At 61.9% G+C, this 19,608-nt stretch carries 19 protein-coding genes; 13 read left to right on the plus strand and 6 right to left on the minus strand.

What is annotated here, in order from left to right; genetic code table 11:
- Nucleotides 1-18 precede the first annotated feature (18 nt).
- The 3 genes from A6U87_RS03400 to A6U87_RS03410 all read left to right on the plus strand — a co-directional run bounded on the left by A6U87_RS03400 (nucleotide 19) and on the right by A6U87_RS03410 (nucleotide 3,277).
- Nucleotides 19-252 carry a type II toxin-antitoxin system ParD family antitoxin gene (locus tag A6U87_RS03400; RefSeq protein WP_065689796.1) on the plus strand — a complete coding sequence of 78 codons (234 nt, stop codon included), beginning with the start codon at nucleotides 19-21 and terminating at the stop codon, nucleotides 250-252.
- Nucleotides 253-400: 148 nt separating this feature from the next.
- On the plus strand, nucleotides 401-2,206 hold the full coding sequence (locus tag A6U87_RS03405) for a GGDEF domain-containing protein (protein ID WP_065689797.1): 1,806 nt from the start codon (nucleotides 401-403) through the stop codon (nucleotides 2,204-2,206).
- Between the two features lie 75 nt (nucleotides 2,207-2,281).
- The gene (locus A6U87_RS03410) at nucleotides 2,282-3,277 is read left to right on the plus strand and encodes an NAD(P)H-quinone oxidoreductase (protein ID WP_065689798.1); all 996 of its coding nucleotides are present in this window, start codon (nucleotides 2,282-2,284) and stop codon (nucleotides 3,275-3,277) included.
- Here the strand turns inward: A6U87_RS03410 and A6U87_RS03415 are convergent.
- A complete protein-coding gene (locus tag A6U87_RS03415) occupies nucleotides 3,261-4,676 on the minus strand; it encodes an MFS transporter (protein ID WP_065689799.1) in 1,416 nt (471 codons plus the stop codon). The genes A6U87_RS03410 and A6U87_RS03415 overlap by 17 nt on opposite strands.
- 103 nt (nucleotides 4,677-4,779) lie before the next feature.
- On the opposite strand from A6U87_RS03415, the gene A6U87_RS03420 reads away from it, so the two are divergent.
- On the plus strand, nucleotides 4,780-5,400 hold the full coding sequence (locus A6U87_RS03420) for a metalloregulator ArsR/SmtB family transcription factor (protein ID WP_065689800.1): 621 nt from the start codon (nucleotides 4,780-4,782) through the stop codon (nucleotides 5,398-5,400).
- On the opposite strand, the gene A6U87_RS03425 is transcribed toward A6U87_RS03420, so the two are convergent.
- Nucleotides 5,397-6,611 (minus strand): MFS transporter, encoded by a 1,215-nt coding sequence (locus A6U87_RS03425; RefSeq protein WP_065689801.1) that lies wholly within the window; start codon nucleotides 6,609-6,611, stop codon nucleotides 5,397-5,399. The genes A6U87_RS03420 and A6U87_RS03425 overlap by 4 nt on opposite strands.
- Before the next feature lie 203 nt (nucleotides 6,612-6,814).
- Here A6U87_RS03425 and A6U87_RS03430 point away from each other — a divergent pair, with 203 nt between their 5' ends.
- Both A6U87_RS03430 and A6U87_RS03435 read left to right on the plus strand, forming a co-directional pair.
- A complete protein-coding gene (locus A6U87_RS03430) occupies nucleotides 6,815-7,822 on the plus strand; it encodes an asparaginase (protein WP_065689802.1) in 1,008 nt (335 codons plus the stop codon).
- A gap of 140 nt (nucleotides 7,823-7,962) precedes the next feature.
- Nucleotides 7,963-8,712: a hypothetical protein gene (locus A6U87_RS03435; protein WP_065689803.1), complete on the plus strand. Its 750-nt coding sequence runs from the start codon at nucleotides 7,963-7,965 to the stop codon at nucleotides 8,710-8,712.
- Here the strand turns inward: A6U87_RS03435 and A6U87_RS03440 are convergent.
- On the minus strand, nucleotides 8,687-9,442 hold the full coding sequence (locus A6U87_RS03440; RefSeq protein WP_065690250.1) for a DeoR/GlpR family DNA-binding transcription regulator: 756 nt from the start codon (nucleotides 9,440-9,442) through the stop codon (nucleotides 8,687-8,689). The genes A6U87_RS03435 and A6U87_RS03440 overlap by 26 nt on opposite strands.
- Nucleotides 9,443-9,560: 118 nt before the next feature.
- Here A6U87_RS03440 and A6U87_RS03445 point away from each other — a divergent pair, with 118 nt between their 5' ends.
- Complete coding sequence (locus tag A6U87_RS03445; RefSeq protein WP_065689804.1) at nucleotides 9,561-9,926, plus strand: DUF4406 domain-containing protein; 366 nt, start codon at nucleotides 9,561-9,563, stop codon at nucleotides 9,924-9,926.
- An 87-nt stretch (nucleotides 9,927-10,013) separates the two neighbouring features.
- Nucleotides 10,014-10,634, plus strand: coding sequence for a glutathione S-transferase family protein (locus tag A6U87_RS03450; RefSeq protein WP_065689805.1), 621 nt, complete (start codon nucleotides 10,014-10,016; stop codon nucleotides 10,632-10,634).
- Here A6U87_RS03450 and A6U87_RS03455 read toward each other — a convergent pair.
- Nucleotides 10,631-10,996, minus strand: coding sequence for an MmcQ/YjbR family DNA-binding protein (locus tag A6U87_RS03455; RefSeq protein ID WP_065689806.1), 366 nt, complete (start codon nucleotides 10,994-10,996; stop codon nucleotides 10,631-10,633). The two genes, A6U87_RS03450 and A6U87_RS03455, sit on opposite strands and share 4 nt — an antisense overlap.
- Before the next feature lie 355 nt (nucleotides 10,997-11,351).
- On the opposite strand from A6U87_RS03455, the gene A6U87_RS03460 reads away from it, so the two are divergent.
- Entirely contained in the window at nucleotides 11,352-12,248 is an 897-nt protein-coding gene (locus A6U87_RS03460) for a LysR substrate-binding domain-containing protein (protein WP_065689807.1), read from the plus strand.
- Here A6U87_RS03460 and A6U87_RS03465 read toward each other — a convergent pair whose 3' ends face one another.
- Both A6U87_RS03465 and A6U87_RS03470 read right to left on the minus strand, forming a co-directional pair.
- The gene (locus A6U87_RS03465) at nucleotides 12,249-12,908 is read right to left on the minus strand and encodes a glutathione S-transferase family protein (RefSeq protein WP_065689808.1); all 660 of its coding nucleotides are present in this window, start codon (nucleotides 12,906-12,908) and stop codon (nucleotides 12,249-12,251) included. It lies immediately after the preceding gene.
- Between the two features lie 135 nt (nucleotides 12,909-13,043).
- Nucleotides 13,044-14,420 (minus strand): TIGR03808 family TAT-translocated repetitive protein, encoded by a 1,377-nt coding sequence (locus tag A6U87_RS03470; protein WP_065690251.1) that lies wholly within the window; start codon nucleotides 14,418-14,420, stop codon nucleotides 13,044-13,046.
- A 188-nt stretch (nucleotides 14,421-14,608) separates the two neighbouring features.
- On the opposite strand from A6U87_RS03470, the gene A6U87_RS03475 reads away from it, so the two are divergent.
- The 4 genes from A6U87_RS03475 (at nucleotide 14,609) to A6U87_RS03490 (ending at nucleotide 19,496) form a co-directional block, all read left to right on the plus strand.
- Nucleotides 14,609-15,619: a ligase-associated DNA damage response exonuclease gene (locus A6U87_RS03475; protein ID WP_065689809.1), complete on the plus strand. Its 1,011-nt coding sequence runs from the start codon at nucleotides 14,609-14,611 to the stop codon at nucleotides 15,617-15,619.
- Between the two features lie 274 nt (nucleotides 15,620-15,893).
- The gene (locus A6U87_RS03480; protein WP_065689810.1) at nucleotides 15,894-17,519 is read left to right on the plus strand and encodes a cisplatin damage response ATP-dependent DNA ligase; all 1,626 of its coding nucleotides are present in this window, start codon (nucleotides 15,894-15,896) and stop codon (nucleotides 17,517-17,519) included.
- Nucleotides 17,520-17,637: 118 nt separating this feature from the next.
- Nucleotides 17,638-18,561, plus strand: coding sequence for a S9 family peptidase (locus tag A6U87_RS03485; protein ID WP_065689811.1), 924 nt, complete (start codon nucleotides 17,638-17,640; stop codon nucleotides 18,559-18,561).
- Between the two features lie 98 nt (nucleotides 18,562-18,659).
- Nucleotides 18,660-19,496, plus strand: coding sequence for a L,D-transpeptidase (locus A6U87_RS03490; RefSeq protein ID WP_065690252.1), 837 nt, complete (start codon nucleotides 18,660-18,662; stop codon nucleotides 19,494-19,496).
- Nucleotides 19,497-19,608 lie beyond the last annotated feature (112 nt).

Consider the following 19,608-nt stretch of genomic DNA (forward strand, 5'->3'; position numbering starts at 1 on the left):
GGTAAAGGGAGGAATGTCATGCCTATGGTCACCGTTTCCATCTCCCCGTTGCAGGCGGCGGACATTCGTGCAGCAGTTGACGATGGTAGCTATGCATCGAGCAGCGAAGTGGTGCGTGAAGCATTACGCCTGTGGGATGCCGCCAGGAAGACGAGCGATGTTCTTCCCCACGACGACTATGCGCACGGCGAAGGCAAGTGCGTTGCGGACATGTTTGCCGATCACGAAGCAGCCCATCGCCGCTCCGCCTGATCCCAAATTTTTGGTCCATACGACACGGCCGCGTTGCGCTGATGCGGCCTACGCACCTTTCACAAAAGTTTCACATTGGTGAAAGCGTTCGTTGACTCTTCTCCAGCAAGGTCCCCGCATAAAATAATAAGTCATTGTGGAGATCGGCATGTCTTTGACTGCCGCCGTCGAACCGGCTCTTGTTCGTCGCTTTGCGAGCGATCAGATCGTAACGCTTGCCAAGCTTGTCGTTGAAAATGCCTTCCAGCCAATCGTGGAGGCGGGCACCGGCATCGCCTTCGGTTACGAGTCGCTCATGCGGGGGCAGGAGCGCCTAGGGTTCAATTCTCCGCTGGAGATCCTGGACGAGGCCCACCGGCACGATCAGCTGCTGCAACTGGAGCAGATGGTCGCAAGCCGGGCGCTGGCGAAATTCGCGGCCCTTCCAAACTTTGCCAATGCCACCCTGTTCCTCAATCTCGACGTTCGCCTCATACCCCATGGCGAACGGCTGGTCGAAAATCTGCTGCAGCACCTGAAGCTCGCCAATATCCCGCCATCATCGATCTGCTTCGAGTTCTCCGAGCGCTTCGACAACACCAGTGTTCCCGAGTTCGAAGCGCTCGTCTCGCTGTTGCGCAGGCGTGGCTTCAAGCTGGCGATCGACGATTTCGGCGTCGGTCACGGCGAAATGAAGCTGCTGTGCGACCATCCGGTCGACTATCTGAAGATCGACCGCTTCTTCATCGCCGACATGGACAGCAATCCACGCAAGCGTCACCTGCTGAAGAACATCGTCCATATCGCCCACGTGCTCGGCACGCGCGTGATTGCGGAAGGCATCGAGACCGAGGCCGAGTTCATTGCCTGCCGCGAATACGGCGTCGATCTCGTGCAGGGCTGGTTCATTTCCCGGCCGACGACGCACCTTACCGAGCTGCAGCCATCCTTTCCCCACCTGCAGGACCTCGGCAAGAGCAAGCGAAACACGCAGTCGCTCGATGAAATCCTGATCCGCAAGCAGATCGAGATGCTGCCGACAGTCTACGAGAACGATACGATCGACAGTGTCTTCGAGCTGTTCCGCCGCAATCCGCACCAGGCCTATTTCCCCGTGCTCAATGCCAACGGCGAGCCGCGCGGCATTCTCCACGAGCGCCACCTCAAGGAATACATCTACCAGCCGTTCGGGCGCGATCTTCTGAAGAACAAGGTCTATGAGCGCACCATCTCGCATTTCGTCGAAATGGCGCCGATCGTCGGCCTGGATTCGGATGCCGAGCAGCTGATGGCGATCTTCGCCAACATGGAAGGCAGCAACTGCCTGCTCCTGACGGAAAACATGCGCTATGCCGGCGTGGTGTCCGCCGCCTCGCTCATCAAGGTCATGAACGAGAAGAAGCTCAAGACCGCGCAGGACCAGAACCCGCTGACCGGTCTTCCCGGCAATCACGCGATCCGCGACTTCATGCGTGAATCCAGCCGCGACGGGGATGAGACGCGCCACTTCTGCTATTGCGACTTCGACAACTTCAAGCCGTTCAACGATGCCTACGGCTTCCATCTCGGCGATCACGCGATCTCGCTGTTCGCTGCCTTGATGCGGCGCTACTTCTTTGCCGAGCGCCACTTTCTCGGTCACGTCGGCGGCGATGACTTCTTCATCGGCGTGCACGGCTGGACGAGGGAGGAACTCACGGAAATCCTCGATCGCCTGATCAGCGATTTCCACGACGATGTACTCGATCTTTACTCCGACCTTGACCGCACCGCCGGTCGCATTCGCGGCCATGACCGCGCCGGCACCGAGGCATTTTTCCCGCTGATGCGCTGCTCGATCGGCGTGCTGGAGTTGCCGGAAGGACTTGTGCTCGACGATATCAATCGCGTCAGTGCCGCCATTGCCCATATCAAGGCGGAAGCAAAGGAAAGCGCGGAAGGATTGGTCTTCCATCTGCTAGGCGAGGCGAATTGACGCCTCTGGCAAATCCGGCCTTCTCAACCTCCTGAAGCTGAACTATCTCATGATTCAGAATGAGGAGTCGGGATCATGTCGTTGCCTGCGCAAATGCGCTTTGTCGCTCTGCCGAGCTTTGGCCCGCCGGAGGCCATGAACATTGTCACCGGGCCGCTGCCCGTCGCAGGTGAGGGGCAGATCCTGGTTCGCACCGAGGCAATCGGCATCAATCGACCCGACGTTGCCCAGCGCCAGGGTACATATCCGCCGCCAAAGGACGCAAGCCCGATCCTGGGCCTCGAGCTCGCCGGCGAAGTGGTGGCGATCGGACCCGGCGTCAGCGGCTATGCCATCGGCGACAAGGTCTGCGGTCTTGCGAATGGCGGCGCCTATGCCGAATATTGCGTGCTGCCCGCTGGCCAGGCTTTGCGCTATCCGAAGGGCTATGACGCGGTAAAGGCCGCAGCGCTTCCCGAGAACTACTTCACGGTCTGGGCCAACATGTTCCAGATGGCCGGTTTGACCGAAGGTGAAAAGGTTCTGATCCACGGTGGCACCAGCGGCATCGGCACCACCGCGATCCAGCTGGCGCGGGCATTCGGCGCCGAGGTCTATGCGACGGCCGGCACCACCGAAAAATGCGACGCCTGCGTGAAGCTCGGCGCCAAGCGCGCGATCAACTACAAGCGCGAGAATTTCGCCGAGGTCATCAAGGCCGAAACCGGACAGGGCGTCGATATCATCCTCGACATGATCGGCGCGGCCTATCTCGAGAAGAACCTTGCTTCGCTCGCCAGGGATGGCTGCCTTTCCATCATCGCCTTTCTTGGCGGCGCCGTGGCGGAGAAGGTCAATCTCGGGCCCATCATGACCAAGCGCCTGACGGTGACCGGCTCGACGCTGCGCCCGCGCACCGCGGAAGAGAAGCGGGCCATCCGCGACGATCTTCTGTCGCAGGTCTGGCCACTTCTCGACTCCGGCAAGCTCGCGCCCGTCATCTACAAGACCTTTGCCTTCGACGATGTCGTCGAGGCTCACAAGCTGATGGAAACCAGCAGCCATATCGGCAAGATCATGCTGCGTCTTTGAGCGTCATCGACGCAGCGATCGTGATCAGGCCGGGCAGCGCCATGATGATGTAGAGCCAGTGGGCGGCGGACATGCTGCCCGCGATGCCACCGGGATCAAGCAGGCCGGTGCTGTTGGCGATGACGCCGGCAATGGCGGCGCCGAAGGCGCTGCCGAGCGACTGCACGGTGGAAATCGCCGCCGAAGCCTTGTCCTGCTCGGCGCTGTCGACCAGCCGCAGAACCTTCGTCACCAGATGCGCCCATCCAAGGCCCACGCCAAAGCCCATCATGAACATGCCGACAACGGCCGGCCCGAGGAGCGATAGCTCGGTCGCCTGATTGTCCCTGGCGAGAAAGATCGTCAGCGAGGCGACCGCAACGGTTTCGACCACGCAGCCGATCACGATGGCGTTGCTGGCGCGCTTGCCCGAGAGCGTGCCGCTGAAGAAGGCGGCAAACGTCCAGCCGAGCGCCACGAGTGCGGTCAGGTAGCCGGAGATCAGCGGCGTGACGGCATGCAGGACCTGCAGGAAGTAGGGAATGTAGATGTCGCTCGTCAGCACCAGCAGCAGCAGGAACATGGTGAGATAGACGCGGGCGACGGGCTTGGAGAGCGTAAACGCCCCCGAGGGCAACAGGCGGTTGGCGCTGCGGCGCTCAAGCACGATCATCGTCACGATGGCAATGACCGAGGCGCCGACCAGCATCGCCTTGGATTGGGTCTCGTCGATGGTGCCGGCAAGGCTGACCAAGAGCACGGCGGCCAGCAGAAGGCCGATCTGCAGGATGGGGGTCTTGCCGTGCGCCCGGTCGTCATCGGCAGGCGGCAGAAGCCAGGGAGCAAGCGCCGCCATCAGCACGCCGAGCGGCACGATTAGCAGGAATGCATGGCGCCACGCGCTTCCCTCGGAAAACAATCCGCCAAGCGTCGGGCCGAGAAGGGTCGATACGCCCCAGATGGCGGCGTAGAGCGTCGAGGCCTTGCGCCAGAGCGGTTCGGGGTAGGCGAAGCGGATGAAGGCATAGGCGAGGCCGGCAAGCACGCCCGCGCCGAACCCCTGTACCGCGCGACCGGCGAGGACGACTGCCATCGCGGGCGCCGCCGCGCAGATCAGGCTGCCGGCGCCGAACACCAGCGCGCCGGCCACATAGACGCTGCGCAGGCCGGTTCCGCGCGGCCGCATTGCCACGAAGATCGAGCCGAGGACGGCTGCGGCAACGTAGAGCGTGGTCATCCATGAAAGCAGCGAGAGGCCGCCGATATCCCGCACGATCGACGGGGCGATGGTTGCCGTGATGTACGTCTCGACCGCGTAGAGCGTGACGCCACCACCCAGCATCAGCGTGGCAGGCAGGAGGGGTCGGGAGAAAAGACGAAAAACCGACGGCTTGTCGGGCGCGATTTCGATGCTGGTCATTGCGTATGCCTTGGTGTTTCCGGGGAATTTTCTTTTTACAAGTTATTGCTTGGAAAAATTGCACGAGCATGCTATTAAAGCAAGTGGAAACTTGGAAAAATAAATGCGCCAGTCGCCTGCCAGCAGAATCCTGTTGCTGATCAAGACGGAAGGGCCACAGCTTGCCTCCGCCATTGGAGCGGCACTGGGCATTTCGTCGGAGGCCGCGCGCCAGCAGCTCACCCGCATGGCGGAAGAGGGGCTGGTGGAAGCCATCAGCGAGACCTTGCCCGGCCGAGGACGACCGCCGCAGCTCTGGCATCTGACCGCTGCCGGAAACAACACCTTCCCGGATGGCCACGCCGAACTCACCAGCAGCATCCTGACGACACTGGTCGCTGAGTTGGGCCGGCCGGCTCTGGATACGATCATTGCCGCGCGCGAGACGGAAACGCTGGCCCGTTACCGCGAAGAGATCCGCGCTCCGGATCTCCTGAGCCGCGTGCAGCAGCTTGCGGCGGTTCGTACGGGTGAAGGCTACATGGCCGATAGCTGGGAGGACGCCGACGGATCGCTGCTGCTCGTGGAAAACCATTGCCCGATCTGTGCCGCAGCGACCGCCTGCGCCGGCTTTTGCCGCTCGGAACTCGATGTGTTTCGCACAGTTCTCGACGCGAAGGTGGAGCGCGAGGAGCATATCTTGCATGGCGCCCGCCGCTGCGCCTATCGGATCAACCCGCTCTAGGCGGGCTGCCCGGCCGGCTGCCGGTCGCGCTCGATGAAGAGCAGCAGGCAGACCGAGACGATGCCGACCCCCGCCGAAACCAGCGCCGTGCCGGAATAATCGGTGAACGCGGTGCCTGCCGCGAAAATGGATGCGCTCACACCATTGGCGATGAAGGTGTTGACCGAAATCAGTGAACTGCCGAGGCCAGGGCGATCGGCGATCAGATCCTGCATGTAGGTGATCGGAACGCTGAGGATCGCCGCCGCGCCGCAGGCATTGATGAGCACGAGCGAATAGATCTGCCATGGCGCCCAGACAAAGCCGAGCAGCGTCAAATAGAGGCAATAGATCGCCGCTCCCACGGCAAGCACGTGAACGCTGCGAAACCGCCGTTGCAATGCGCCCCACATCATCATGAACGGCATTTCCAGAAAGGCGACGAGCCCGGCCATGAAGCCGACATCGACCACCGTTCCGCCTGCTGCATGGGTGATGACGAGCGGCGATATCACGCTGTTCACGCGCTGAAGCCCCAACAGCAATGCCATCATGCCGACCCGCACCGCGACATGGGGCGAAAAGACCCTGCCGAGCGACGAGAAGAAGCCGATATGCTGCGTCGCGGGCCCCTCGCGCTTTGGAACCGGCTTGGCAAGAAACAGGTACAGGCAGAAGCAGGTAACGCTTGCTATGCCGGCAATGCCATAGGCCGGCATCATCGACTGCGAGTGCATCAGGTAAAGGCCGATCAGCCCCGGCGCCAGCGCCCAGGAGCCTGAAAACAAGGCCCGTACGGTCGAGGTGATAGCGGCGGCTCTTCCACGGTCCATCGTGTTCGTCGTTGCGCGGATGCTGGCGAACAGGATCGAATATGTCGAGTTGCTGATCGGGATGAACACCAGCATGGCGATCATGAACACCGCTGTCGTGCGAAACTCGTAGATCATTCCGAAGCCGAGCATGCCGCTGACGGAAAGCGCCAGAACCAGCGGCCGGCGATCGCTCAGCTTGTCCGACCAGATGCCGAGCGTCAGGCTGGTGGCGACGTTGACCAGCGCCGCAAGAAAGATCAAGCCGGAATAGGAGCTGTCCGACATGCCGAGTTCGTTGATGCCGATGATCGACTGATACGGCATCGTGGAGGCATAGGTGAAGGCCAGCGCAATGAGCGTCAGCGTGGGAATGCGAATACGAACGTCGCGGACGATGGAAGAAAAGGCGGATGGCATGGCGTGGTTCCCGATGCCCAAGCTTTAGACTGATGCGGCCAGCTTGCCCAACCAGAGTTTTTGATAGAGCACGTCAAATGCTGTGATGAATGGTCGCGCCAGCCCGTGTCGGCGGCTCGTCGCAGCGATTGTCGAAATGCCGTTTGCATTGTCGATGCGATTGGCTATGCCTGAGCACCGTCCAATCAATCCGGATTCTTCCCATGACCAATCCCGTTACCGTCGAAGTTACCCGTGGCGCTCTCGTGGAGAGCCGGCATCGCGGGGCGATCGTTGCCGTCGATGGTGATGGAAAGGTGGTCTTTTCCGTTGGCGATATCGACGCGGGCGTCTTTCCGCGTTCCGCCTGCAAGGCCATGCAGGCGCTGCCGCTGGTCGAAAGTGGTGCGGCGGACGCCTATGGCTTCGGTAACAAGGAGCTGGCGCTTGCCTGCTCCTCCCATAACGGCGAGGACGAGCATGTCGCGCTCGCGGCTTCGATGCTGGCAAAAGCCGGGCGCAGCGTGGAGACGCTGGAGTGCGGCGCGCATTGGTCCTCGAGCCAGCGGGTGCTCATCCATCAGGCGCGCACCATGGAGAAGCCGACGGCACTTCATAACAACTGCTCGGGCAAGCATGCCGGCTTCGTCTGTGCCTGCTGCCATCAGGACATCGATCCCAAGGGTTACGTCGGCTACGATCATCCGCTGCAGCAGGAGATACGCGCAACGATGCAAAGCCTGACGGGCGCCGTGCTTGGGCACGACAATTGCGGCACCGACGGCTGCTCGATCCCGACCTATGCCGTGCCGTTGCGTGGCCTCGCGCACGGCTTCGCGCGCATGACAACCGGGGTAGGCCTCGAACCACTCCGCGCCAAGGCCTCGCGGCGCCTGCTGGACGCCTGCATGGCCGAGCCCTTCTACGTGGCGGGGACCGGCCGGGCCTGCACGGCGCTGATGCAGATCGCGCCGGGCCGCATCTTTGCCAAGACCGGCGCCGAAGGGGTGTTCTGCGCAGCGGTGCCGGAGCAGGGGATTGCGATCGCGCTCAAGTGCGATGATGGACATTCTCGCGCCGCCGAAGCGATGGTCGCGGCCACACTCAGCCGATTCTTCGTGAAGGATGAACCCGTCCGGGCCGCCCTTGTGGCCATGGCGACGGTGAGTATGCACAATTGGAACGGCATCCACGTGGGCGACATTCGCGCGGTGGATGCGCTGACAGTGTAAAGCGTTCCGGAACGGAACACCCGGCCGGCGCAAAGCAGAAATAACTAATGTATGCGAAACTACAGCCCGCGAGAACGGATGCGGTTTCGTAGGTTTAAGCTACTCTTGGCTATGTACATCGAACGCCATGAGGGCAGGATATGTTTGCAGGCCGCTATCTTTGGTGGATGCTGATCGCAATCGCGGTATTCCTGTTCTTTACGATGTGTTTCGACTACGTGACGTGGGCGACGGTCGCGTCATCGGGTTGCGCGCGTGTCGCCGGCTCCTGCGGGCCGATCATCCTCACCATGTCCGGCTCGATGAAACCATCAGGCGTCTATCTCGCGGGCGGCATCATTCTCGTCGTCACCTTCGCCCGCATCCACTACATTTCCCTCCGCTGGATCTGGGTGCCGATCGTGGCCATCTGGTTCGTCGCGTCGGCGCCGTTCCCGCTGTTGCTTGCCAACGGCTGGACGGGTCAGCTGAAGGTCGAGGCCGTGCTCGAGGGGCTCCCCGTTGCCTTCCTTTTCCTCGTGACCTTCTGCCTTTATCTCAGCCTTGCCTTCGAGGAGAGCGGCGCGCGTCCGCTCGGGTCATGGCGCCCGCTGCGGGTGGCGATAGGTTTGTCTGCCGGCTACGGCGCACTGTATGCCTTCTCCCAGGCACCGGCCTTTGCCAGAATTCCAGGGCGCCTGCTGGATGATCCTGCGCTGGCGGCAGCGATCGCCGCTTTCCAGCCGCATCTCCGCGATGTGCTTACGCTCGGCCGTGAAAGTGAAGCGCTGGCATTCCTTGCCCTTGGCGTGTTCGTGCTTGGCCTCGCCGCGAGCCTGTTGCCGCAGAATCTTGAGGAGCTGAAGGCGCGTCTTGCAGCACCCTTCATGCTTCGAGGATCGCGGCATTGAGGTCGCGATAGGGCGCCAGCTGCGCCTCCGTCACTTCGGACGGAACGATCAGGCCGGACACATCAGAGACAGGCAGGATCTGGCAGGCTGAAACGCGATCGAGCTTGTCTTCCGTGAGCAGCACATAGGTATCGGCGGCGCAGCCTGAGATATGCCGCTTGATCGCCGCCTCCTCGAAATCGCCGGTCGTAAGCCCGTGTACCGGGTGGGCGGCTGTCACGCCGAGGAAGAAGATGTCAGGGCGAAGCTGCGAGATCGCAGCCATCGCCACAGCTCCCGTTGCCACCATGGAATGCTTGTAGAGCCGACCGCCGATCAGGACCACTTCGGCGGTCGGATGGTGCTCCAGTTCCGTCGCAATCGTCGGGCTGTGCGTGACGATGGTAAAGGCGAAGCTGCGCGGCAGGTGCCGCACCACCTCCGCCGTTGTCGTGCCGCCGTCGAGAAAGATCATCTGGCCCGGCTTGATCAAGCCCGCCGCCTTGGCGCCAAGCCGCTGCTTGCCCTCCAGCGATACGTCCTTGCGCGTCGAAAAATCCGGCAGCTCTGGCGAGATCGGCGTTGCGCCGCCGTGAACCCGCTTCAGCAGGCCGTCTGCCGCCATTTCCCGCAGGTCCCGCCGGATGGTGTCTTCCGACAGCGAAAGGCTCTCGGCGACTTGCTTGGCAATGACCTGGCCGTCACGGCGCAGAATGTCGAGGATCAGGGATTTGCGTTGCGAGGTCAGCATCGGGCTCACGAAGTTGAATGAATGATCACGAGTTTGCACGAAAAGATTCGACAATCAAGAAATTTCATGCATTTTCGCGCAATCCCGTGCATGAAGCCGGGACTGAAGGAGATGAACGATGTTGATTTTGATTGCAGGCCCTTACCGTTCGGGAACCGGCGACGATCCGGCCAAGATGGCGGCCAATCTGAAGCGCCTGGAGGCGCCGTCGCACGCGCTGTTTAACGCAGGTCATGTGCCGATGATCGGCGAGTGGATGGCCTTGCCGATCTGGCATGCTGCCGGAGGCAAGACGGTTGGCGACGAACTCTACGAGCAGATCTTTCATCCCGTGGCGGGGCGTCTGCTTCAGCTTTGCGAGGGCGTGCTGCGTCTGGAGGGCGACTCCAAGGGGGCCGACAACGATGTTCGCATCGCGCGGGAACGCGGCATTCCGGTCTGGTACCGTCTGGAGGATGTACCGGGCTGCGCCGAGGCGGCGTGATTGTCGAGGCCGGTTTTCCGGCCTCGCTTCCCACTTTTGCATTCGGTCGTCAGCGTTATATGCTTCCCGAAAAAGGGGGATTCGATCATGCTGACATTGTATTTCTCACCGGGTAGTTGTTCGCTGGCAAGCCTGATTGCCCTCGAGGAATCCGGCCTTCGCTTCGAGGCGAAGCGAGTCAATTTCGGCGAGGCCGAGCAGCGTTCTCCCGAGTATCTGGCGATCAATCCCAAGGGGCGCGTGCCCGCGCTGGTAACCGAGCGCGGTATCATCACCGAGACACCCGCGATCCTGGCCTACATCGCCGCCCTTGCGCCGGAGGCAAAGCTTGCTCCACTCTACGATCCTTTCGAATTTGCCCGCCTGCAGTCCTTCAACAACTACCTCTGCTCAACCGTGCATGTGAACCACGCGCATGGCCGCCGCGCCAGTCGCTGGGCGGACGAGCCGGTGGCGATCGAAGCGATGAAGGCCAAGGTCTCTGAAACGATGGCCGACAGTTTTGCGCTGATCGAGGAAAAGATGCTGGCGGGACCATGGGTGATGGGCGATCACTATTCCGTCGCTGATGGCTATCTGTACGTGATGACCGGATGGCTGCGTGGTGACGGCGTCGATCCGGCGCAATTCGCGAACATATCGGACCACCATGCCCGCATGATCCATCGTCCGGCGGTCCAGCGAGCATTGGCGCGTGAGCGTGCCTAATCCCGGAGCTGGGAACGGAAGGCGGATGCGAGCTTCTTCGGTGCACGAAAAAGCCAGGCGTTGATCAGCCTTTCCTTCAGTTCCGCGTCCCCGATCGCGGCGATGCGGACCGGCAGGTGCGGCCACCCAATGTAATGCGGCGTCTGATAGTAGATCTCCGGTGCCATCTCGATCAGCCACTCCTTGTCGTCGATGGGAACCGACAGGACGATTGTGTCGCCGTTCTTCACGGCTACGAACGACTTTCCTCCGACCTTGAGCGCTGGATTGCCATAGGATCTGCTTTCCTCGATGCCCGGCAGGCCGGCTTCCGCAACAAGTCGCAACAGTCGGCTGACGATGGCATCGACACTGTCCTGCATGTTCCACCCGATCTCCGTGTCGGGTGATACTAGCAGATCCTGCCCATCAAGCGCATCTATCGCTCAGTCGCGGCTCAAACTGGCGGGCGCGCGGTTGCGGCGAGAATGGTAGGTCGGCGAGTTCCGTCAGGGACATGCGGGCGACATCGGGATGCGTAAGCGGATCCTTCGCCGGGTTGGCGACGTAAGGTGTCTCAACGGTTTCAGAACTTAAGAAAAACTTCAACAGATCTATCATCTGCCTCACCCTCGCTGGTGCTGTGGGCATGCACGGTTGGCGTATAGGTAGGGACTATCATCGGCGCAGATGCGGAATTCAATTGAGATTAATCAGAGATCGCTTTAGAAAAACTATATGAGGAATCTGAATTCCGTTCACCTGAATGGATTGCGCGCGCTCGAGGCGGTTGGGCGGCTAGGGTCGTTGCAGGCCGCCGGCGACGAGTTGGGCGTGTCGATCGGTGCCGTCAGCCAGCAGGTGATCAAGGCGGAAGCTCAGCTTCAGCAGGTCATCTTCGAGCGCACGCCGAAGGGGATGGTGGCGACCGAGACCGGCGCACGGCTGCTCGCAATCCTGACGGAGGGCTTTCAACGCCTGTCACAGGCCGTCGCCTCGGTACAGCGCAGGGACGACAGCATCCTGACGATCTCGGTGGCGCCGGTTTTTGCGGCGCGCTGGTTGGTCTACAGGCTCGACCGCTTCGCAGAACGCCATCCCGACGTCAACTTGCGCATGGACGCGACCACCCGGCTTGTCGATCCCGCACTTTGCGACGTCGATATCGGCATCCGTGTGGGAGAAGGTCATTGGCCGGGCGTGAATGCCGATCTGCTACTGGCGCAGGAGGTCTTTCCGGTCTGCTCGCCGGCGATGGCCGCAAGGCTGAGCCAGCCGGCCGATCTCCTGGCCTTGCCAGCTATCATCGACGGACACGCGATGTTTGGCTGGGAGGTCTGGATGCGCGAAGCGGGGTTGCCCGGCGCAACGCTCGAAACGCGCCACGTCTTTAATGATGCGTCGCTATGCCTGGATGCGGCGATCGCCGGGCAGGGCGTCATGCTGGCGTGGCAGACGCTTGCCGGCTATGCGCTTGAACAGGGGCAGCTGGTCGCGCCTTTCGCGATCCGTGCCAAGACCGGCTTCGGCCATTATTTCATCACGGCCGAAGGCGCGCGCGAACCCAAGAAGGTGCGGGACTTCAAGGCCTGGATCCGCGAGGAGATGACCAGCACCTTGAAGCTCTTTCCCTGATCAGATCGGCTCCTGCGAGCGCGTCGCCTGCATGGCGATATAGGCCGGGCGGGCCTGGCAGCGCTTGATCCAGGCATCGACCTTCGGATGGGCCGCAAACAGTGCCTGCTCGGTTTGCGCATAGCGCAGCACCTCGGCAAGGTTCAGATCGGCAGCGGTAAAGCGGTTGCCGACGAGGTAGTCCGTGGTCGCGAGGTGCTTTTCCAGCACCGCGAACTGCCGCTTCAACGAACGGGTCGAGACAGCGATCGTCGCCTTGCCCTCGTCGGTGCTTTCCTTCTCGTTGTCGTAGGTCGTCACGATCTTGATCGTTTGCGGCTCGACCTCCGTCGCCGCCCACAGCGTCCACATCGTCAGCAAACCGTCTTCCTCGACGGTTTTGCCAGCAAACTCACCGCCATGCTTGCGCGCGAGGTAGAGAGTGATGGCCAATGACTCGTGCATCACGAGGTCGCCATCCTTTATGCTCGGGATCATCGACATCGGATTGATCGCCACGAATTCGGGCGACAGCGTGTTGATCGGTGCATCCGCGGCCAGCGGATTATCGATCCGCCTTGCCTGCAGCACCGGCACCGACGTGAACTCCAGTCCAAGCTCTTTTGCCATCCAGTAGACGCGCGAGGCGCGCGAACGATAAACGCCGTAGATCGTAAGCATGTCAGAGATCCCCTTGCTTGATATGCAGGGAAACTAGAACCCACATAGCCGCAGCGGAAGTGTCCTGCCCTGATTGATCAATGAAAGGTTTTGATACATCCGCCAACGCGAGGCGCGTTGATGAGGCATGCGTGGTCACGAGATCCGATTGCGCTCGACGGTGAGCTGCGGGTAGGGGTTCTGTCCGTTCGCCGCCAGTTCGTCGGACATCTTCTTGTCCCAGGCAAAGCCGACGACTGCGCCGCCAGCCGTTTCCTGAAACACGTTGTCGGTAATGACGGCAGTTCCCGCACCGTCTGCGACCGACACCACGCAGCCGACCCCGGCCTTGCGGATGATGTTGCCGTTGACGACGAGATTGCGCAGGTAAGGCCCCCAGCCGAGCTGCATGCCCCAGCGCGGCGCATTCTCGATGACATTCCCCGAAATGAGCGTGTCGGCCTCCGCCGCAATCCCGACACCGAAGCCGAGCTCGTGTTCGTAGGGTCCCTTCAGGGTGAGGTTGCGCACCACGTTGCCGGTCACGCTCGCGAGCCTGCCGCCCTTGTCGAAGTTGGCGATCGAGATGCCGTTGGCGGCACCGTCGATCATGTTGCCCGAGACGACGGCGCCCTGGAATTCGAACTCGACGTAGAGCGCCGTTTCGCCGGAGCGCAGGCACTGGTTGCCATTGATCTGGATATTGGAGGCGGAGTTCGCACGGATGGCGCTGAACGCGCAGTCGGAGACGTGGTTGTTCGTGACCGCAACGTTGTCGGCGCGGAAGATGTTGATGCCGTTGCCGTTCTGCCCTGTTCCGCCGTCGTTGGCCCGGATCCGATAGACGCGGTTGTTGCTGATGATGCTGTCGTCATCCGCCTTCTTCCAGCGGTGAATGAGGATGCCGCCGTTGCCGCAGTCGAAGACTTCATTGCCGGTGACGGAAAGCCCGGCGGACTCCACCGCATAGATCCCGGATTGCCCCGCGCCCGATATCCTGCTGCGCTCGATCCGTCCGCCGCAGCGCTCGAGCTGCAGCGCGTGCTTGCGGCTGCCGATGATCTCGCAATTGTCGATGAAAACCTCGTCGATGCCGGAGAATTGCACGAGCGCGCCGGCATAGTCGCCAAGCCAGCGGTTCTGGCCATCGATCACGATATTGGAGAGTTCGATGCGCTTGACGTTCTCGGCCGAAAACAGGTGCCCGTCGCCGGTGTAGACGATCCGCGATGCTCCGGGGACACCAGTGATGCGGGTGTTGTCCGGCAGTGTCAGGTTGGAGACCTTGTAGGTGCCGGGTGGCAGGAACACCGGCACGTTCGACTGCGACGCCTCATCGATCATCTTTTGCAGGCTGGTGCTCTTGCGGTCGCCGCTGGCGGGCAGGGTCTTGTAGCGGATAGCATCAATCGACCCGCGCAGGTCAGCCTGTTGGGCTGCCGCGAAGGCGGCAGGCGCCGACAGCGCCGCGGCCGCAAGGGCAGCAAGACGGAGGAGTTCGCGGCGGGACGGTGTCGAAAGAGGCTGGTTCATGCGCCTGCCATGCAGGAAGCGTGCCGCGACATCTGTATCATTTCGGGTCATTGCGGCGGCGTGAAGCAACGACTTTTAAATCAAGGCGTGAGCGGCGATCTCCCGGTCGGAACACTGCAGCCGGTGGCGTCTGGCATCGGCAGGAATTGCGCTGGCCGTTCCGGCGTTTGCCGCTATCTTAACGCCTGATGAGACCTGATGCGTTGCTCTACCCCGCACCCGAGGGGCTTTATTGCCCCGCCGGACAATTCTATGTCGATCCCGTACGTCCGGTTGAGCGGGCGTTGATCACGCACGGCCATTCGGACCATGCACGATCGGGCCATGCCAATGTGCTCGCCACCCGCCAGACGCTCGATATCATGCGCATCCGCTACGGCGATGGATTCTGTGGACGCGAGCAGGCGGCTGCCCTTGGCGAGATGATGACGGTGAATGGCGTCACCGTGAGCTTCCATCCCGCGGGGCATGTGCTTGGCTCCGCGCAGATCGCCATCGAGAAGGACGGCACGCGGATCGTCGTCTCGGGCGATTACAAGCGCCGCCCAGACCCGACCTGCGCGGCCTATGAGCCTGTCGCCTGCGATGTCTTCATCACGGAAGCGACCTTCGGGCTGCCGGTGTTTCATCATCCGGACCCCTCCGGGGAGATGGCCAAGCTCTACGCCTCGCTACGGCAGTTTCCCGAGCGGACGCATCTGATCGGTGCCTACGCGCTCGGCAAGGCGCAGAGGGTGATACGGTTGTTGCGCGATACCGGCTATGACCAGCCGATCTACATTCACGGCGCCATGGAAAAGCTTTGCGACTACTATGTCAGCCAGGGCATCGATCTTGGCGAATTGCGGCCGGCCACCATCGAAACCAGCGACAAGGCCATGTTCAATGGCGCCATCGTCGTCGGCCCGTCGTCGGCCTTCTCCGACCGCTGGGCGAGGCGCTTCAACGAACCGCTGCCGGCCTTCGCCTCTGGCTGGATGATGGTTCGCCAACGCGCCAAGCAACAGGGGGTGGAACTGCCGCTGGTCATTTCAGATCATTGCGATTGGCCGGAACTCACCGAAACCATATCGGAATTGCGCCCCGGGGAGGTCTGGGTCACGCACGGTCGCGAGGAGGCACTGGTGCGCTGGTGCGAGTTGCAGGGCATCAAGGCCAAGCCGCTGCACCTCGTCGGCTACGAGGACGAGGGCGATTGATGGTATCTTTCATCCTTGAAACCCCCTCCCCAACCCCTCCCCATAAGGGGGAGGGGCTTGCGCGCGCCGCCGCCCGAGGAACACCCGAGAGGGGACCAAGGGGCGGCGGGCGAAGCAGAAGCAACACAAGCCGGACGGTTCTCGCCTTCCCGCAGTGGCTCCCACGAGTTAGCTCCTCCCCCTTGTGGGGAGGGGTTGGGGAGGGGCCCTTGTCATGCCCCCGCAACGCTCTTTCCTCTTTCTCCCTGCCGGCGAGAAGGCAAGGAGGTTGCCGATGAAGGCTTTCGCCGATCTCCTCGATCGCCTCGTGCTGACCCCGAGCCGCAACGGCAAGCTCAAGCTGCTGGCCGATTATTTCAGGAATACGCCCGACCCCGATCGCGGCTACGGTCTCGCTGCCATTGCCGGCACGCTGGAGGTGCGCAACGTCAAGCCGGCCATGCTGCGCGAGCTCGTGCTGGAACGGATGGACGAGGTGCTCTTTCGCTACTCGTATGACTATGTCGGCGATCTTGCAGAGACCATCTCGCTTGTCTGGGACAATGAGAAGGACATCGAGCGCTCGGCGCTCGGTCAGCCGCGCCTCGGCGATGTCGTCGTGCAGATGAACTCGCTCGGCCGCACCGAGGTTCGCAGCTTCGTGCGTGACTTGCTGGATCGCCTCGATCCTTCCGGGCGCTTCGCCTTTATCAAGCTTGCGACCGGTGCGCTGCGCATCGGGGTGTCGGCGCGCCTGGCAAAACAGGCGCTGGCGGATCTGGGTGGCAGGGACGTGACGGAGATCGAAACCCTGTGGCACGGTCTGGCGCCTCCCTACGAAAGTCTCTTTGCCTGGCTCGAGGGGCGCGGCGGCAAGCCGGTGCTGGCGACGCCTGCCATCTTTCACTCCGTGATGCTGGCAAATCCTGTTGGAGAGGGGGATCTGGCCAATCTCGATCCGGGGGACTATGCCGCCGAGTGGAAGTGGGACGGTATTCGCGTGCAGCTGTCGCGCTCGGGCGAAACGCGCAAGATCTACTCCCGCTCCGGTGACGACATCACGACGGCCTTTCCCGATATCGTCGACGCGATCACCTTCAACGGCGTCATGGATGGCGAGTTGCTGGTCGGCGGCACGGCGCGCTCGAACAGTCCGACGAGAACATTTTCAGACCTGCAGCAGCGACTGAACCGAAAGACGGTTGCGGGCAGGATGCTCGAAGACTATCCGGCCTTTATCCGCGCCTACGACCTGCTGTTCGACGGCGACGAGGATGTGCGGGGCCGCACATATCTCGAACGACGCGAGCGTCTTTCGGAGATCGTCGAGGTGGCGCCGCACGACCGCTTCGACCTCTCTTCGCTGGTGGACTTCACCTCGTGGGACGAGCTGGACCGGTTGCGCTCCTCGCCACCCGATCCCGTCATCGAAGGGGTGATGATCAAGCGCCGCGACAGCGTCTATCAGGCGGGCCGATTGAAAGGGCCATGGTTCAAATGGAAGCGCAACCCCTACAACGTCGACTGCGTCCTGATGTATGCCCAGCGCGGCCACGGCAAACGCTCAAGCTACTATTCTGATTTCACCTTCGGGGTCTGGACCGAAACGCCGGACGGCGAACAGCTGGTTCCAGTCGGCAAGGCCTATTTCGGCTTTACCGACGCTGAACTCGAGATTCTCGACAAGTTCGTCCGCAACAACACCACCGAGCGCTTTGGTCCCGTCCGCGCCGTGCGTGCAGACAAGGACTTTGGTTTCGTCGTGGAGGTGGCCTTCGACGGCATCAATCGCTCGAATCGGCACAAGTCCGGCGTGGCCATGCGCTTCCCGCGAATCTCCCGATTGCGACAGGACAAGCCTCCCGCCGAGGCGGATCGCCTCCAAACTCTCATCGCAATGATCGATGCAACAACGGAATGACGGTTTTTCCCTGACGCAAAATGACGCAGGCAATCGATCCTCAACACAATGTGTGTTGGCGAAGCTGCATGCCGGGTGCAATTTTCCCGTTGGACGCGGGGAAAGACGGAATAGCGACATGACAAAAGACAAAGACAACACCTTTCTTCGCCAACGCCGCCTGCTGCTCGCAGGCATGGCCGGCGCGCTCGTTCTGCCGCGCGTGGCCGATGCGTTCGATGTACCCGCCGAGCCTCGCCTGATTACCCGCGACTACGCCAAGGTCCGCAAGCATTTCCACACCAAGCTGCTGCAGAAAGGCCCGGCTCCCGACAAGTACGAGCCGCTCGACGCGCCTGTCGGTGCCGACAAGATCTTCTACCGCTCCGGCTATGGCGGCGAACTCGAACTGATCGCCTGGGTCTCGAAATACAAGCGCGAGAGCAAGCCGAAGCCGGCCGTTCTCTTCCTGCATGGCGGCAACGCCATGGGGCGCGGGCATTGGAACCTGATGGATCCCTATGTCGATGCCGGCTATGTCGTGATGATGCCGACCATGCGCGGCGAAAACGGGCAGATGGGCAATTTTTCCGGCTTCTACGACGAAGTGGACGATGTGCTCTCCGCCGCCGACCGCCTGGCGCATCTTCCCGGTGTTGATGCCAATCGTCTTTTCATTGCGGGCCACAGCATCGGCGGAACGCTGACGATGCTTGCCTCGATGAGCACCGAGAAGTTCCGGGCGGCCGCGCCGATATCCGGCAATCCCGACGCCTTTCGCTTCTTCAATCGCTACCCGCAGGACATTCGCTTCGACGACGAAAACAGCCACGAGTTCGAGGTGCGCACCGCGCTTTGCTACGCGCAGAGCTTCAAATGCCCGGTCCGCGTCGTCCATGGCACCGACGAGTCGCATTTCAACGACCGCGCGGGGCTGCTGGCCAGTCGCGCGCGTAGCGCAGGCGTGCGGATCGAAACAGATACTGTGACAGGCAACCACACCTCGGCGCTGCCGGCGGAGATCGCGCAGAGCATCCGCTTCTTCCACGGAGTCGCTGCGTAGTCGTGCCGGCCGGCAGCGATGCCACCAGCTTCGCGCCAGCCGCGTTTGCCATTCTCGCGCCAGCTATACGTGTCGCTGTCATCGATGAGGGTGGTTTTATGAATGGTCTCAGCCGGGTGTCGTCCATTGCCGGGCTTGCTGTCGCAGCTCTGTGCCTGAGCGGCTGCAACATCCTTATTCCGGATACCGGCGCCACCGATCCCGCCCGTTTCGTGCAGGAGACCTCGCCGGTCTTCTACCAGCCGCCCGGCGTCGATCCCATGCGCGTCAAGCCGATCGATGCGCCGGTGCCGCAGCGCCCCGGCGTCCCGGCAACGATCTATAACCAGACCTATGGCATCCCGGGTGCGAACACGAGCAGGACCTACGGCCTGCCGGTGAGCAACCCCGTCAACGCCGCCCTTTACGGCCAGGTACGCGACACCGATTTCACCCTGCCGGCTATTCCGATCAGCCGCATCGACCCGCAATATCTGCGGCAGGAGGTCGATTATCCGACCAAGGAAAAGCCGGGTACGATCGTCGTCGATACGCGCACAAAGCACCTCTATTTCATCGAGCCCAACGGCAAGGCAATGCGCTACGGTGTCGGCCTCGGCCGCGAGGGCTATGCATGGTCGGGACGTGGCGTCATTCAGTGGAAGGCGAAATGGCCGCGCTGGACGCCGCCTGATGAAATGGTCGAGCGTCAGCCCGATATCCGCTCCTTCTCTGCTGCCAACGGCGGCATGAACCCCGGCCTCGGAAATCCGCTCGGCGCGCGGGCTCTCTATATTTTCAAGGGTGGCCAGGATACGCTCTACCGCATCCATGGAACGCCGGACTGGCAGTCGGTCGGAAAATCGACGTCGTCGGGTTGCGTGCGCATGCTCAACCAGGATGTGGTAGACCTTTACGATCGGGTTCCGGCCAAGGCGGAGATCGTTGTGATGTAGCCGTGCCACAGGGGATGTGAGAACGTTCGTTGAACAGCGGACACGTCTTCGTGAGGTTATGGTTTATTCAGTACAACGGGATAATTTCAATTCTGTCGTCACCGGCGTTGAA

The sequence above is a fragment of the Rhizobium sp. AC44/96 genome (assembly GCF_001692185.1).
Lineage (GTDB): Bacteria > Pseudomonadota > Alphaproteobacteria > Rhizobiales > Rhizobiaceae > Rhizobium.

What these genes read in the sequence shown, in the direction of transcription:
- A6U87_RS03400 (WP_065689796.1), top strand. Translation starts at nt 19, where the DNA reads ATGCCTATGGTCACCGTTTCCATCTCCCCGTTGCAGGCGGCGGACATT.
- A6U87_RS03405 (WP_065689797.1), top strand. Translation starts at nt 401, where the DNA reads ATGTCTTTGACTGCCGCCGTCGAACCGGCTCTTGTTCGTCGCTTTGCG.
- A6U87_RS03410 (WP_065689798.1), top strand. Translation starts at nt 2,282, where the DNA reads ATGTCGTTGCCTGCGCAAATGCGCTTTGTCGCTCTGCCGAGCTTTGGC.
- A6U87_RS03415 (WP_065689799.1), bottom strand. Translation starts at nt 4,676, where the DNA reads ATGACCAGCATCGAAATCGCGCCCGACAAGCCGTCGGTTTTTCGTCTT.
- A6U87_RS03420 (WP_065689800.1), top strand. Translation starts at nt 4,780, where the DNA reads ATGCGCCAGTCGCCTGCCAGCAGAATCCTGTTGCTGATCAAGACGGAA.
- A6U87_RS03425 (WP_065689801.1), bottom strand. Translation starts at nt 6,611, where the DNA reads ATGCCATCCGCCTTTTCTTCCATCGTCCGCGACGTTCGTATTCGCATT.
- A6U87_RS03430 (WP_065689802.1), top strand. Translation starts at nt 6,815, where the DNA reads ATGACCAATCCCGTTACCGTCGAAGTTACCCGTGGCGCTCTCGTGGAG.
- A6U87_RS03435 (WP_065689803.1), top strand. Translation starts at nt 7,963, where the DNA reads ATGTTTGCAGGCCGCTATCTTTGGTGGATGCTGATCGCAATCGCGGTA.
- A6U87_RS03440 (WP_065690250.1), bottom strand. Translation starts at nt 9,442, where the DNA reads ATGCTGACCTCGCAACGCAAATCCCTGATCCTCGACATTCTGCGCCGT.
- A6U87_RS03445 (WP_065689804.1), top strand. Translation starts at nt 9,561, where the DNA reads ATGTTGATTTTGATTGCAGGCCCTTACCGTTCGGGAACCGGCGACGAT.
- A6U87_RS03450 (WP_065689805.1), top strand. Translation starts at nt 10,014, where the DNA reads ATGCTGACATTGTATTTCTCACCGGGTAGTTGTTCGCTGGCAAGCCTG.
- A6U87_RS03455 (WP_065689806.1), bottom strand. Translation starts at nt 10,996, where the DNA reads ATGCAGGACAGTGTCGATGCCATCGTCAGCCGACTGTTGCGACTTGTT.
- A6U87_RS03460 (WP_065689807.1), top strand. Translation starts at nt 11,352, where the DNA reads ATGAGGAATCTGAATTCCGTTCACCTGAATGGATTGCGCGCGCTCGAG.
- A6U87_RS03465 (WP_065689808.1), bottom strand. Translation starts at nt 12,908, where the DNA reads ATGCTTACGATCTACGGCGTTTATCGTTCGCGCGCCTCGCGCGTCTAC.
- A6U87_RS03470 (WP_065690251.1), bottom strand. Translation starts at nt 14,420, where the DNA reads ATGAACCAGCCTCTTTCGACACCGTCCCGCCGCGAACTCCTCCGTCTT.
- A6U87_RS03475 (WP_065689809.1), top strand. Translation starts at nt 14,609, where the DNA reads ATGAGACCTGATGCGTTGCTCTACCCCGCACCCGAGGGGCTTTATTGC.
- A6U87_RS03480 (WP_065689810.1), top strand. Translation starts at nt 15,894, where the DNA reads ATGAAGGCTTTCGCCGATCTCCTCGATCGCCTCGTGCTGACCCCGAGC.
- A6U87_RS03485 (WP_065689811.1), top strand. Translation starts at nt 17,638, where the DNA reads ATGACAAAAGACAAAGACAACACCTTTCTTCGCCAACGCCGCCTGCTG.
- A6U87_RS03490 (WP_065690252.1), top strand. Translation starts at nt 18,660, where the DNA reads ATGAATGGTCTCAGCCGGGTGTCGTCCATTGCCGGGCTTGCTGTCGCA.